Raw genomic sequence first — 12932 nt, forward strand, 5'->3', positions numbered from 1 at the left:
CCAATACGCACGCCATGAAGCGGTGGCTTGGCAAAGCTGAGACGACGCTCGGGAACCACAGCGACCGTCTCAACGCCATCAACATCTTCCCGGTGGCAGATGGCGACACCGGAACCAACCTCTACCTCACCGTCCGTGCCGCTGCCGCAGCTTTCTCTGATCGTTCCACCGCGGACGAGCCGGTCAACGACGTCGGCGTCGTTCTGGCCGCGGCGGGGCGGGCGGCCATGGAACAGGCCCGGGGGAACTCCGGGACACTCTTTGCCGTCTTCTTGTGCGCACTGGCCGAGCCGCTGGCAGGGCACACGCGCCTTAGTGCGCCGCTGCTTGCCGCCGCCTTGAACCGGGCCCAGATCCGGGCTTGGTCGGCCTTGAGCGAGCCTGTACCGGGCACCATGCTTTCCGTCCTCGAAGCTGCCGCGAGGGCAGCCGGCGAGTGCGATACCGCGCACAACGGGGATGACAGCAACCAGGCGCTCGGCCTGGCCCTCGACGCCGCCGTCAACGCCGCGCTGGATGCGGTGGTGCAAACCGAGGACCAACTCGCCACGCTGCACGCCGCCCGGGTAGTGGACGCGGGCGGGGTGGGCATGTTGCTGATCCTGGACTGCCTCCGTTCGGCCGTGCTCGGCGAGGAACTCCAGGATGAGCTCCTGGACGGGCTGCACGGCTATGACCTGCAGGATCCGCATATCCACGCCGGGATGCCTGCCGACGACGGCGTCGAAGTCATGTGCACCATCAGCCTTTCACCATTGTCCGCTGCCACGCTCCGTCAGCGATTGGACGAACTCGGCGACTCCGTCATCATGAGCCAAGTGGGCAGCGCGAGCAACCCGTCGGGATCGAACGGTGCCGGGGACGACGACGATGACGATGAGGACGCTGCGGAAGCCAGCTACCGCTGGCGCGTGCACGTTCACGTTCCGGACGCTGAAGCCGCTGTGGCCGTCATCCGCTCACTCGGCGACCCCACCGACATCTCCGTCAGCCAGCTCTCGATGCCGCGCGACCCAGGGCTTCCGGCGGGCCAGCACGGGCATGAATACTGAGCTCCACCTTCCCCTCGAGCGGCGGATCGGCAAACGCTCCGCGTCCGTCATCGGGAAGCACCTTGGCCTGGACACTGTCGGGGAGCTGCTGAACTACTTTCCCCGCCGTTACTTGAACCGTGGGGAACTGACGCCCATCAGTAAACTGCCGTTGGATGAAGAGGCCACCCTCATTGCCAGGGTTCTGTCCAACTCAACCCGGCAAATGCGGGCACGCCGGGGATCGTTGACGGACGTCGTGGTCACGGACGAGGCCAGCGGCGAACAGGTCCCCGGAACATTGAAGATCAGTTTCTTCAACGGCTTCCGCGCCCGCAGCGAGCTGCAGCCGGGGCGCCGCGTGATGTTCTCAGGCAAGGTGAGCCGCTACGGCGGATCCCTGGGCATGACCAATCCGGACTTCATGCTCCTCGACGAGGACCCGGAGCTGGGCGGTTCCGTCGATCCGGAAAAGCTGGCTGCCATGCCCATTCCCGTTTATCCAGCCACCGCGAAACTCACCAGTTGGTCCATCCACAAGGTCATCACGACGCTGCTGGACACCATCGACGTGGACGGCATCGAGGATCCGCTGCCTGCCGAAATCGCGTCCCGGGAGAAGTTCCTGGCGGTGGGGGAGGCGTACCGGCTGATCCATTCCCCGGAAACGGCAGCGGACTGGCAGCGCGCCCGTGACCGTTTCCGCTACCAAGAGGCACTCGTTCTGCAGGCTGCGCTGGCGCGGCGCCGGGCCCAGTTGGCTGCCGAGGAGGCCACCGCCCGGCGGCCGTTGCCCGAAGGGCTCCTTGCCGCCTTCGACCGGCAGCTTCCGTTCACGCTGACTGCCGGCCAGGCCGCCGTGGGAAAGACGCTTTCCCACGAGCTGGCACAGGACTCGCCCATGAACCGCCTGCTGCAGGGCGAGGTCGGTTCCGGAAAAACGATCGTGGCCTTGCGGGCCATGCTGCAAGTGGTGGACGCCGGCGGACAGGCTGCACTGCTGGCACCCACGGAGGTCCTCGCGGCCCAGCACTTCGATTCCATTCGGAGGACCCTGGGCCCGCTGGCGCGCGACGGGTTGTTCGGTGGCGCCGGGATGCTGGGTGGCGCCGGATCGTTGGACGGCGGGGCGGGGAGCGGCCCCGGGTCGGTCCAGGTCGCCTTGCTGACTGGCTCCATGCCGACGGCTGCCCGTAAGCAGGCCATGCTGGACGCGGCCTCGGGCAACGCCGGCATCGTGATCGGCACCCACGCACTGTTGAGCGACAAAACCTCATTCCAGGACCTCGGCCTGATTGTGGTGGATGAGCAGCACCGCTTCGGGGTGGAGCAGCGCGACGCCCTGCGGGCCAAGGCCAACCGGCCGCCGCACCTGCTGGTGATGACTGCCACCCCGATCCCGCGCACGGTTGCCATGACCGTCTTCGGCGACCTTGAGACGTCCGTGCTCGACGAACTTCCAGCGGGCCGGGCACCCATCTCCACCCACGTCGTCGGACTCGCGGAGAATCCGGGCTGGGCGGCCAGGATCTGGAAACGCTCGCGGGAAGAAATCGACGCCGGTCACCAGGTGTACGTTGTTTGTCCCAAGATCGGAGACGACGACGACGGCGACTTCAGCCCGGGCGAAGCGGAACCAAGCGACGCCGGACTTTCGGACGAAGGCCCGGCGCGCGAGCTCGCTTCGGTGACCGCCGTCGTCGAAACTCTCGGCCAGGAGCCGGTCCTGCGCGGCGTCCGGGTGGAGCCCCTTCACGGACGGCAGGATTCGGCGCTCAAGTCCGAAACCATGGCCTCGTTCACCGCCAACCAGACCCAGTTGCTGGTGTCCACCACCGTCATCGAGGTGGGCGTGGACGTCCACAACGCCACGCTGATGGTGATCCTTGATGCCGACCGCTTCGGCATTTCCCAACTCCACCAGCTCCGCGGGAGGGTGGGCCGCGGCGGTCTTCCGGGCACATGCCTGCTGGTCACGACGCTCGAACCCGGCCACCCCAGCCGCAGGCGCCTTGACGCCGTAGCGTCCACTACCGACGGCTTCGAACTTTCCCAGGAAGACCTCAAGCTGCGGCGCGAGGGAGACATCCTCGGCGCCTCGCAATCCGGCGGGCGCTCCACGCTTAAACTGTTGCGGGTCCTGGAGCATGAGGACGTGATCGCCCGCGCCCGCACGGATGCCCAGGGGCTCGTTGCCAACGATCCCGGGCTCGAGGGCCAGCAGGCCCTGGCCGCCGCAATTGACGAATATCTGAACCCCGAAAAGGAGGCGTTCCTTGAACGCGGCTAAGGAGTCCATTCCGGAAGGCACCGCGGTGTGCGCAGCCCCAGGGGTTGGCCGATGAGCAGGATCATTGCCGGCGTGGTCGGTGGCAACCCGCTGGTCAGCGTCCCCGGAAACGCCACCAGGCCCACGACGGACCGCGTCAAGGAAGCCTTGTTCTCGCGGCTCGAGGCGCTCGACGCCATCGACGATGCCCGGGTTCTGGATCTTTATGCGGGTTCGGGTTCGCTCGGCATCGAAAGTGCCAGCCGGGGCGCGCGCTCTGCCGAACTCGTGGAATCTGATGCACGCGCCTCCGAGGTCTGCCAGCGGAACGCAAACATGGCCAACCAGGTCCTGGGACGCAGGATTGTCTCCGTCACCCGTTCCAAAGTGGAGTCCTTCCTGGAACGCGCGGCGGATGACGTCCTCTGGGACCTCGTGTTCCTGGATCCGCCCTATCCCTTGGATGAACCTTCCCTGAAGGCAGTCCTCGCCAAGCTCGCCTTCCACCTTGATGAAGGTGCGGTGGTCGTCGTCGAGCGTTCCTCACGGTCTCCGGAACCGGACTGGCCGGACACCTTGGAACGGTTTGCCGACAAGAAGTACGGCGAAACCAAGCTCTGGTTCGCCGAACCCGTCTAGCGCAGTGCCCACAGGTCCGTCGCTGGCCCGATAGGCGGCGCTAGCTGGAAATCCGGTCCAACTCCACTCCGCTCAGCACGGCTGCCGGGTGCGGCCCCCGGGCCAGGAGTTCCGCTGTCCACTCGGCGGGCCAGGGCCGGCGCGTTCCCACCAGGATGATGTTGCCGGGGTAGCGGCCGGCGAACATGCCGCTTTCGGCGAACGCAGCAACGTCGGGCAGCGCCCTGCGCATCGCGGCGACCTGGCTGCGTACCAGGGTCAGGGCCGCTTCGTCGCCGACGTTGACGATGAGCACTCCCTCGGGCCGGAGCCGCGCCGCGGCCTCTTCGTAGAACTCCTGGCAGGCGATATGCGCAGGAGCCTCCGGACCGGAGAAGATGTCCAGGATCACGACGTCGAACTCGAGTTCCGCGGGCAGCTCGGCGAGGGCTTCCCGCGCGTCGCCGATATGGGTCTCCAAACGGGTGCCGTCGGGCATGGGCAACTTCTGCAGCACGAAGTCGAGCAATTCACGTTCGAGCTCGACGGCGTGCTGTTCCGAACCGGGCCTCGTCGCCTCGATGTAGCGGGCCAGGGTCAAGGCCCCCGCTCCGAGGTGCAGGGCGGTGATGGCTTGCCCGGCTGGCGCTGCGAGATCCACCACATGGCCGATCCTGCGGAGGTACTCGTAGAAGATTTCCGCCGGTTCCGCGAGATTGACATGGGATTGTTCTGCGTCGCCGATGCGCAGGATGTAGGCGCCGTCGATCAAGGTGTCGGTTTCGATCGCGGCATGTTGGCCGGTGGTCCGGAGGAAACGCCGCCCCTCGTGGATTTGCCCGGCGGACATGGTCAAAGCTTGTCCCGCAGGGTGGCCAGTCTGGCGGCGGCTTCTTCCAGTACTTCGGTCTTCTTGCAGAACGCGAATCGGAGCAGGCTGCGCGTCCTCTCCGCGCCTTCCGGGTGGCAAAACACCGGAACGGGAATGGCCGCCACTCCGACGAGCTCCGGCAGCCTTCGTGCCAGGTCCACGGAGTCGCTGATACCGAGGGGCGCGGTGTCCACGTTGATGAAGTATGTTCCCTGCGGAGTGTAGACGCCGAAGCCGGCGGCCCGTAGTCCCTCGGCCAGGATGTCCCGCTTGTGCTGGAGGGCGGACGCGATGCCGGCGTAGAACTCATCGGGCAAGGCGAGGCCTACAGCAATCGCACTTTGGAAGGGGGTGCCGGAACTGTAGCTGAGGAATTGTTTGACGGTGCGGATCGCCGCTACCAGATGGGCAGGTCCGCTGAGCCATCCGATCTTCCAACCGGTGAAAGAGAAGGTCTTGCCGGCCGAGGAAATCGTGACGCTTCGCTCGGCCGCTCCGGGGATGCCGGCGATCGGAAGGTGCTGCACGCCGAAGGTGAGGTGCTCGTAGACTTCGTCGCTGAGGATCACGGCGTCGTATTTCCGGGCGAGCTCGACGACGCGTTCCAGCACCTCGCGAGGGAAGACCGCGCCCGTGGGATTGTGCGGGTTGTTGAGGAGGACAACCTTGGTGCGTTCACTGAATGCCGATTCCATGGCATCGATGTCCGGAAGGAACTCCGGTGCCAGCAGGGGAGCGGTCACGTGCTTGGCCCCGGCAAGCCCGATGATGGCGCCGTAGGAGTCGTAGAAGGGCTCGAAGGTGAGGACCTCGTCGCCCGGTTCGATGAATGCGAGCAGTGACGCGGCGATGGCTTCAGTGGCCCCGGTGGTCACGATGACCTCGGTCTGCGGGTCCGGGGTGAGTCCGTAGAAGCGTTCCTGGTGTGCAGCGACGGCTTCGCGGAGTTCTGGGATGCCTTTGCCGGGCGCGTATTGGTTGGCTCCCGCCGTAATCGCGGCTTGGGCCGCTGCCTTGATCTCCGCGGGGCCGTCCTCGTCCGGGAATCCCTGGCCCAGGTTGATGGCGCCGGTGGACAGTGCCAGGGTGGTCATTTCTTCGAAGATGGTCACTCCGAGGCTGCCGTCGGCCGAAAGCAGGTTGGCTCCGCTGGCGGCTCGCTGCCAAGGCGCGGCGGACGTGTTCTGGCTGAGAGAGGCCGGGCTCGTCACTGTGGGGCTGCCTTCCTGGGGTGCTGGCTTCCGGCTCCTCCGGCCCGCCGTTCCAGCCATGGTATCGCCATAGTGCCTGCGGCCCCGGATGGGGTAGGTTCGAACCATGAGACGCGCTGTGTGCCCTGGCTCCTTCGACCCCATCCACAACGGACATTTGGAAGTCATCGCGAGGGCCGCCGGCTTGTTCGATGAAGTCGTCGTTGCGGTGTCCACCAACTACGCCAAGAAGTACCGCTTCAGCCTGGAAGAGCGCATGGACATGGCCCGGGAGACACTGGCTTCCTTGCGGGGGATCATCGTGGAGCCCATGGGTGAGGGACTGCTCGCCGAATACTGCAGGCACCGGGGAATTTCGGCGATTGTGAAGGGCCTGCGTTCGTCCTCGGATTTTGACTACGAACTTCCCATGGCCACCATGAACCGCCAGTTGTCCGGCGTCGAGACTGTCTTCCTTCCGGCGGAGGCCCACTACCTGCACTTGTCGTCCACGCTCATCAAGGAAATCTCCCTCCTTGGCGGTGATGTCTCCGATTTCGTGCCCAAATCGGTGCTCAGGAGGCTCCTCGCTGGCGGGTCGGCTGCGGAGTAGCCGCACAACGGGTAAGCTGGATCGGTACCTCGGGCAGAACGCGTTGCAATTGACCCGGTTTGAGTCCGTTCACGCGTTCAGGCTAAGATGGTACGTCGGTCATATGTTCTACAGGAGTTCTCATTAAGCGAGATGCAAGTTCGCCTTTGACGCTGGACGTCAAGGACCTCGGACGTAGTCCAGGAAGCATGCGGACGCTCACGGAACATGTACCCGCGCCAAGGGACCTTGGCGTGGCACTCATTGGCGTTCAGGAAGGCTCGGATATCGAGCTCGACCTGAGGCTTGAGGCCGTACACGAAGGAATTCTGGTATCTGGAACCGTATTCGCTGAAGTCAAGGGCGAATGCGGACGATGCCTGGATCCCCTTGCGTATGACCTTGAGGTCAATGTGCAAGAACTTTTCTTCTATGAGGGCGTGGAGCTTTCGGACGAAGAAGACGATGAAGAGCAACGTCGAGTCGAGCACGATCTAATCGATCTTGAACCGGTGTTGCGGGACGCGGTTGTAACCATGCTGCCGTTCCAGCCGGTGTGCCGGGAAGACTGCCAGGGCCTCTGCTCAATATGCGGAGTGCGTCTGGAAGACGAGCCGGGGCACCACCACGAGGACCTGGATCCTCGCTGGGCTGCCCTAGCTGAACTGGCTAAGACCGACCGGCAAACTGATTAGTAAGTGCTGACTAAAAGAGAAATGAGATAGCCGTGGCTGTTCCCAAGCGGAAAATGTCTCGCGCAAATACACGCGCCCGCCGTGCCCAGTGGAAGGCAACTGCCCCCAACTTGGTCAAGACCATCGAAAACGGCCAGGTTGTTTACAGCCTGCCGCACCAGGCAAAGGTCGTCACCGACTCCGCCGGGACTGCGCTGTTCCTTGAATACAAGGGCCGCAAGGTCGCAGACGTCTAAATCCGCCACAAGGCTGACAAGGATGTCTTCAACTGAAGAGCTTCTGAAGCGTCTCGGTGTCTCCATTGACGCCGAGACGCTTCGTCTTGCTCTGACACATCGTTCATACGCGTATGAAAACGGCGGGATTCCCACCAATGAGCGCCTCGAATTCCTGGGCGACTCCATCCTGGGCTTTTCCGTGACCGATTCGCTGTACCGCGACAACCCTGCACTCCCGGAAGGCGAACTGGCGAAGCGACGCTCCGCCGTCGTCAGCACCCGCGCCCTCGCAGGTATCGGCCGGGATCTCGGCATCGGCGAATTCATCTACCTCGGGCAGGGCGAGAGGCTCACCGACGGTAAGAACAAATCGTCAATTCTTGCCGACACCATGGAAGCGCTCATCGGCGCCACCTATCTTTCCAACGACATTGAGACCGCCCGGCAGCTCGTCATGCGGCTCGTTGGTCCCTTGCTCAAGGACGCCGCGGCCCTTGGGGCCGGCACCGACTGGAAGACCAGCATGCAGGAGCTTGCCGCCAGCCGTCAGCTCGGGTCCATCTACTATGCCGTCGAAGGCTCCGGTCCGGACCACGCCCGCACCTTCGAAGCCGTCCTCCAGATCGGCGGCACCGCCTACGGCAAAGGCGCCGGCCACTCCAAGAAGGAAGCCGAGCAGGAAGCCGCCGCAGACGCGTGGCGCACGCTGAACAGCAAGGTCACGCTGAACAGCAAAGCCGACGCTCCGGCTGATCCTGCGCACAGCGCCTGATTCCACATGCCGGAACTGCCCGAAGTCGAAGTGGTCCGCCGCGGCCTGGCACGTTGGGTGCGCGGCCGGACCATCACTGCGGTGGAGGTCCTGGACCCCCGCTCCATCCGCCGCCACGCGTTGGGCACGGAAGACTTTATCGGCAACCTTGAGAACTCCACGGTTTTGGACGTCGTCCGCCGCGGCAAGTTCCTGTGGATGCCCCTGCGGACCGAGGAACCCGGCGGCACAGCAAGTACCCCCGAAGCGCTCCCCGGAGTCGCGCTGATGGCGCACCTCGGCATGAGCGGGCAGCTCCTCATGCAGGATCCCGGGGTTCCCGATGAGAAGCACCTCAAAGTCCGCCTCCGCCTCAGCAGTGCGGACGGCATGCCTGAGCAGCTGCGGTTTGTGGACCAGCGGATCTTCGGCGGACTCTTTGTCACCTCGCTTGTACCGACGCCCGACGGCGGTCCCGGCGGCCAGGGCGAGACGCCCCTTCCGGAAATTGCCGAAGAAGCCTCGCACATCGCCCGCGATCCTTTGGATCCGCACTTTTCCTTTGACGACTTCTACCGCAAGGTCAAATCCCGCAAGACCGGGCTCAAGCGGGCCTTGTTGGACCAGGGTGTCATCTCCGGTATAGGCAACATCTACGCCGATGAATCCCTCTGGCGGGCCAGGCTCCACTACGCCAAGCCGACAGATACCCTCAAGCGGGCCGATGCGCTGAGGCTCGTCGACGCCGCCAAGGACGTCATGAGCGACGCCCTCGCCGCCGGCGGGACGAGCTTCGATTCGCTCTACGTCAATGTCAACGGAGCTTCGGGATATTTCGCCCGGTCCCTGGATGCCTATGGCCGGGCGGGCGAGCCGTGCAGGCGTTGTTCCGCAGCCGGACTTCCGGGTGTCATCAAACGCGAGCAATTCATGAACCGCTCCTCGTACACGTGCCCGATCTGCCAGCCGAAGCCGCGCAACGGCCGCTGGTAGCAAGGATTCGCGGGTTTGCCCCGCAAATCCGCGGATTTCCGCCGTCGGGCAGTAGATTTAGGCCGTAAAGCAGCCACTGCCGCCATTGAAAGTGATCCGAAACACCTTGCATCTGAAAAGTTTGACTGTCCGGGGATTCAAGTCGTTCGCGTCGGCCACGACGTTCGACTTCGAGCCGGGCGTCACCGCCGTTGTCGGCCCCAACGGTTCGGGCAAGTCCAATGTGGTTGACGCGCTGGCGTGGGTCATGGGCGAACAAGGCGCCAAGACCTTGCGCGGCGGCAAAATGGAAGACGTCATCTTCGCCGGCACCTCGGGGCGGCCGCCCCTGGGCAGGGCGCACGTTGCGCTGACGATCGACAACGCCGACGGCGCCCTGCCGATCGAATACAGCGAAGTCACCATTTCCCGCACACTGTTCCGGACCGGCGGCTCCGAGTACGCCATCAACGGCGCGCCATGCCGCCTCCTGGACATCCAGGAACTGCTCTCCGATTCAGGGCTCGGCCGGGAAATGCATGTGATCGTGGGGCAGGGGCAGCTGGACCGTGTCCTGCACGCCACACCCGAGGACCGCAGGGGATTCATTGAGGAAGCCGCCGGCATCCTCAAGCACCGGCGTCGCAAGGAAAAGACCGTCCGCAAGCTGGAGGCCATGCAGGCGAACCTGCAGCGCCTTGGCGACCTCACGGCGGAAATCCGCCGTCAACTGACGCCGCTGGGCAAACAGGCCGAAGTCGCCCGCCGCGCCCAGACCGTGCAGTTCGATGTCCGCGACGCGAAATCCAGGCTGTTGGCCGATGATCTTGTCCAGCTCACCCGGGCGCTGGAGAAAGACGTGGCCGACGAAGCCGCGTTGAAAGAGCGCCGCGAGGTAGTCGAATCGGAGCTCGGCGCAGGCCGCCAACGCCAGATCCGCCTTGAGCAACTCGCGGCTGAGGCCACACCCAGGCTCAACGCCGCCAGGGACAACTGGTACCAGCTGTCCGCTGCGAGGGACCGGCTTCGCGCCCTCGGATCACTCGCTACCGAACGCCGCCGCCTCCTCGGTGCCTCCGATGTTGCCCCGGATTCAGGCCGCGACCCGGACCACCTGGACCGGCAGGCAGCCCGGGTCCGGCAGGAACAGTCGGAGCTGGAGCACGACATCCTGGCGAAGCAAGCGGGGCTCCTCGAGGCCACGGCAGCCAAACAGGAAGCCGAGCACCTGGCCGCGGCCGAGGACAAACGCCTGACAGCAGTGCTGCGGGCGGCAGCCGATCGCCGTGAGGGCCTCGCGAAACTCGTCGGCCAGTTGGCTGCCGCACGCTCCCGGGCCGAAGCGGCCGAGGCTGAGCGGGGCAGGCTCAGGGACTCGCTGGCAGCCGGTGAAGAGCGGCGTCGCCACGCGCAAAGCGAGTTCACGGCCCTTGAGTCCCAAGTGGCCGGCGTTGAAGACGGCGAAGAAAGCCTCGACGCCGAATACGAGGACGCAAGCGCCCTTCTTGACGAAATCAACGCCGAGATCGAAGCGTTGAAAGCTGCCGAGCGCGACGAAGTCCGCGAACGCGATGCGCTCACCGCCCGCCGTGATGCACTGCAGCTTGGCCTCAACCGCAAGGATGGCTCTTCGCGTCTTCTGTCCTCGGACCACCCCGGCATCCTGGGTTCGCTTGCTTCCCTCGTGACGGTGGAGCCCGGGTACGAGACCGCCGTTGCCGCAGCGCTTGGCAGTGCTTCGGACGCGGTCGTGGTGGCCGACGGCCCGGGGGCCGTCGCCGCGATGCAGCTGTTGAAGGACGCCGACGCCGGGCGTGCGTCGCTTTTGGTGGCAGGCGCGGTAAGCGCCGCGGATACAGGGTCCGGCCAGCAGGAATTGCCGACGCTGCCCGACGGTGTGCGCTGGGCCGCCGAGCTGGTGGCGACGGACGCTACGGAAGCGGTTGGTGCGCTGACCCTCCTGGCGCGCACCGCCGTCGTCGAGGACTTGCGCGCGGCGGCAAGCCTCATTGCCGGCAACCCGGAGCTTACCGCGGTGACCCTCGAAGGCGACGTCTTCAGGGCCCTGACGGTGGACGGCGGATCGGCCACGGCGCCGTCCCTTCTTGAGGTCCAGGCCGCAGTGGACGACGCCGACACCCGGCTCCTGGAGCTCACCACCCGTCTTGAACGGGGCAGGTTCGCCCTGGCTGGAGCCGAAGCCCGCCGTGCCGATGCCCAGGAACGTGCGAACGCGGCGCTCGACAAACTTCACGATTCGGATGCCCGCCTGGCTGCCGTCGCGGAACGGCTTGGCCATTTGAATTCCCAATTACGCAGCGCCGTCGCGGAACGCGATCGAATGGCCGAGTCCCTGGCCAAGGCCGAACTGAACATCGCCGTGGCAGAGGAATCCCTTGAGCTTGCGGCCGAGCGGCTGGCCGCGGCACAAGAGGCCCCGCAGGAGGAAGAGCCTTCCACGGAGCACCGCGATGCCTTGGCCAGGGCCGCCAGTGATGCCCGGGCCCGTGAGATGGAAGTCAGGCTCGGGTTGCGGAGCGCCGAGGAACAGCTGGCCGCAACCAGCAACCGGGCTGCATCCCTCGAACGGGCTGCAGCGAGCGAACGGCGGGCTCGCGAGGAGGCGGCGCGCCGGGCAATGCGCCGCAAAGCGCAAGCCGAGCGGGCCTCTGCCGTCGCTTCCGCCGTCGAACAGGCCATACGGTTCGTTGACGTTTCAGTGGACCTGGCAGCCCGCGACCGCGATGTCGCCGAGGGCGTCCGGGAGCAGCTCGAAAAGGAACTCGTTGATGTCCGGAGCAGCAACGAGAAATTGGCCCAGGAACTGGCCGGGCTGACGGATTCGGTCCACCGCGACGAACTCGCCCGGGCCCAGCAAAGGCTCCGGATTGAAGCTTTGGAAACGCGCGCCATTGAGGAGCTCGGCCTGTCAGCGGAACAACTCGTGGCCGATTTCGGTCCGGAGCAGCCGGTTCCCGTGCCGGCGGCTTCGGTCGACAAGTGGGCCGAACTCCGGGCGCCCGTGGACGAGGACGGGAACGCCATCGTGGAGGGTGTTCCCTTTGTCCGTGCCGAGCAGGAGAAACGGCTCCGCAGGGCCGAACGGGACCTCGCAGCCCTTGGCAAGGTGAACCCGTTGGCGCTTGAGGAATTTGCGGCACTCGAGGAACGGCACCAATTCCTGAGCACGCAGTTGGAAGACCTCAAGTCGAGCCGCAAAGACCTCCTGGACATCATCAAGGAAGTGGACAACCGCGTCCAGCAGGTCTTCGCCGAGGCCTTCGCCGATACCTCCAAGCAGTTCGACCACGTCTTTGCCCGGCTCTTCCCCGGCGGGGAAGGCAAATTGGTGCTGACGGACCCCGACGACATGCTGACCACCGGCATCGAGGTGGAGGCACGGCCCGCGGGCAAGAAGATCAAGCGATTGTCCCTGCTTTCCGGCGGCGAACGGTCGCTGACAGCCGTCGCCTTGCTCGTGGCAATTTTCAAGGCGCGGCCTTCGCCTTTCTACGTCATGGACGAAGTGGAAGCCGCACTGGACGACACGAACCTGGGCAGGCTCATCACGATTTTCGAAGAGCTGCGGGAGTCCAGCCAATTGATTGTCATTACGCACCAGAAGCGGACCATGGAAGTCGCGGACGCCCTCTACGGAGTGACAATGCGGGGCGACGGCGTGTCCACCGTCATCAGCCAGAGGCTCGGTGCCGAGGTCTAGCTTT

General features: G+C 65.2%; 11 protein-coding genes. 9 read left to right on the top strand and 2 right to left on the bottom strand.

The genetic code is table 11. From position 1 onward, the window contains the following. Positions 1-14 precede the first annotated feature (14 nt). Genes KNN17_RS03400 through rsmD form a run of 3 tightly spaced genes read left to right on the top strand, consistent with a single transcriptional unit; the run spans position 15 to position 3939 of the window. Complete coding sequence (locus KNN17_RS03400; protein WP_241707530.1) at positions 15-1052, top strand: DAK2 domain-containing protein; 1038 nt, start codon at positions 15-17, stop codon at positions 1050-1052. Next, the gene (locus tag KNN17_RS03405) at positions 1042-3321 is read left to right on the top strand and encodes an ATP-dependent DNA helicase RecG (protein ID WP_241707486.1); all 2280 of its coding nucleotides are present in this window, start codon (positions 1042-1044) and stop codon (positions 3319-3321) included. The genes KNN17_RS03400 and KNN17_RS03405 overlap by 11 nt, the downstream gene beginning before the upstream one ends. Positions 3322-3372: 51 nt before the next feature. Next, complete coding sequence (gene rsmD, locus KNN17_RS03410; protein WP_241707487.1) at positions 3373-3939, top strand: 16S rRNA (guanine(966)-N(2))-methyltransferase RsmD; 567 nt, start codon at positions 3373-3375, stop codon at positions 3937-3939. Between the two features lie 40 nt (positions 3940-3979). On the opposite strand, the gene KNN17_RS03415 is transcribed toward rsmD, so the two are convergent. Both KNN17_RS03415 and KNN17_RS03420 read right to left on the bottom strand, forming a co-directional pair. Continuing rightward, positions 3980-4768: a spermidine synthase gene (locus tag KNN17_RS03415; protein WP_139359739.1), complete on the bottom strand. Its 789-nt coding sequence runs from the start codon at positions 4766-4768 to the stop codon at positions 3980-3982. A 2-nt stretch (positions 4769-4770) separates the two neighbouring features. Beyond that, the gene (locus KNN17_RS03420) at positions 4771-6060 is read right to left on the bottom strand and encodes an aminotransferase class I/II-fold pyridoxal phosphate-dependent enzyme (protein WP_241707488.1); all 1290 of its coding nucleotides are present in this window, start codon (positions 6058-6060) and stop codon (positions 4771-4773) included. A 46-nt stretch (positions 6061-6106) separates the two neighbouring features. On the opposite strand from KNN17_RS03420, the gene coaD reads away from it, so the two are divergent. From coaD to smc, 6 genes are all read left to right on the top strand, one after another. Beyond that, on the top strand, positions 6107-6592 hold the full coding sequence (gene coaD / locus KNN17_RS03425; protein ID WP_059387664.1) for a pantetheine-phosphate adenylyltransferase: 486 nt from the start codon (positions 6107-6109) through the stop codon (positions 6590-6592). Positions 6593-6738: 146 nt separating this feature from the next. Further along, positions 6739-7266: a YceD family protein gene (locus tag KNN17_RS03430; protein WP_241707489.1), complete on the top strand. Its 528-nt coding sequence runs from the start codon at positions 6739-6741 to the stop codon at positions 7264-7266. Positions 7267-7298: 32 nt separating this feature from the next. Continuing rightward, on the top strand, positions 7299-7502 hold the full coding sequence (gene rpmF / locus KNN17_RS03435; RefSeq protein ID WP_028264646.1) for a 50S ribosomal protein L32: 204 nt from the start codon (positions 7299-7301) through the stop codon (positions 7500-7502). A gap of 22 nt (positions 7503-7524) precedes the next feature. Beyond that, complete coding sequence (rnc, locus tag KNN17_RS03440; protein ID WP_078108598.1) at positions 7525-8256, top strand: ribonuclease III; 732 nt, start codon at positions 7525-7527, stop codon at positions 8254-8256. 6 nt (positions 8257-8262) lie between these two features. Beyond that, a complete protein-coding gene (gene mutM / locus KNN17_RS03445; protein ID WP_078108599.1) occupies positions 8263-9228 on the top strand; it encodes a bifunctional DNA-formamidopyrimidine glycosylase/DNA-(apurinic or apyrimidinic site) lyase in 966 nt (321 codons plus the stop codon). A 106-nt stretch (positions 9229-9334) separates the two neighbouring features. Continuing rightward, entirely contained in the window at positions 9335-12928 is a 3594-nt protein-coding gene (gene smc, locus KNN17_RS03450) for a chromosome segregation protein SMC (RefSeq protein WP_241707490.1), read from the top strand. Positions 12929-12932 lie beyond the last annotated feature (4 nt).

The sequence above is a fragment of the Arthrobacter bambusae genome, assembly GCF_022606295.1.
GTDB classification, from domain to species: domain Bacteria; phylum Actinomycetota; class Actinomycetes; order Actinomycetales; family Micrococcaceae; genus Arthrobacter; species Arthrobacter bambusae_A.

Excerpts from the sequence above, each read along its gene's own strand:
- KNN17_RS03400 (WP_241707530.1), top strand. The coding sequence starts at position 15 with ATGAAGCGGTGGCTTGGCAAAGCTGAGACGACGCTCGGGAACCACAGC.
- rnc (WP_078108598.1), top strand. The coding sequence starts at position 7,525 with ATGTCTTCAACTGAAGAGCTTCTGAAGCGTCTCGGTGTCTCCATTGAC.
- KNN17_RS03415 (WP_139359739.1), bottom strand. The coding sequence starts at position 4,768 with ATGTCCGCCGGGCAAATCCACGAGGGGCGGCGTTTCCTCCGGACCACC.
- coaD (WP_059387664.1), top strand. The coding sequence starts at position 6,107 with ATGAGACGCGCTGTGTGCCCTGGCTCCTTCGACCCCATCCACAACGGA.
- mutM (WP_078108599.1), top strand. The coding sequence starts at position 8,263 with ATGCCGGAACTGCCCGAAGTCGAAGTGGTCCGCCGCGGCCTGGCACGT.
- rsmD (WP_241707487.1), top strand. The coding sequence starts at position 3,373 with ATGAGCAGGATCATTGCCGGCGTGGTCGGTGGCAACCCGCTGGTCAGC.
- KNN17_RS03405 (WP_241707486.1), top strand. The coding sequence starts at position 1,042 with ATGAATACTGAGCTCCACCTTCCCCTCGAGCGGCGGATCGGCAAACGC.
- KNN17_RS03420 (WP_241707488.1), bottom strand. The coding sequence starts at position 6,060 with ATGGCTGGAACGGCGGGCCGGAGGAGCCGGAAGCCAGCACCCCAGGAA.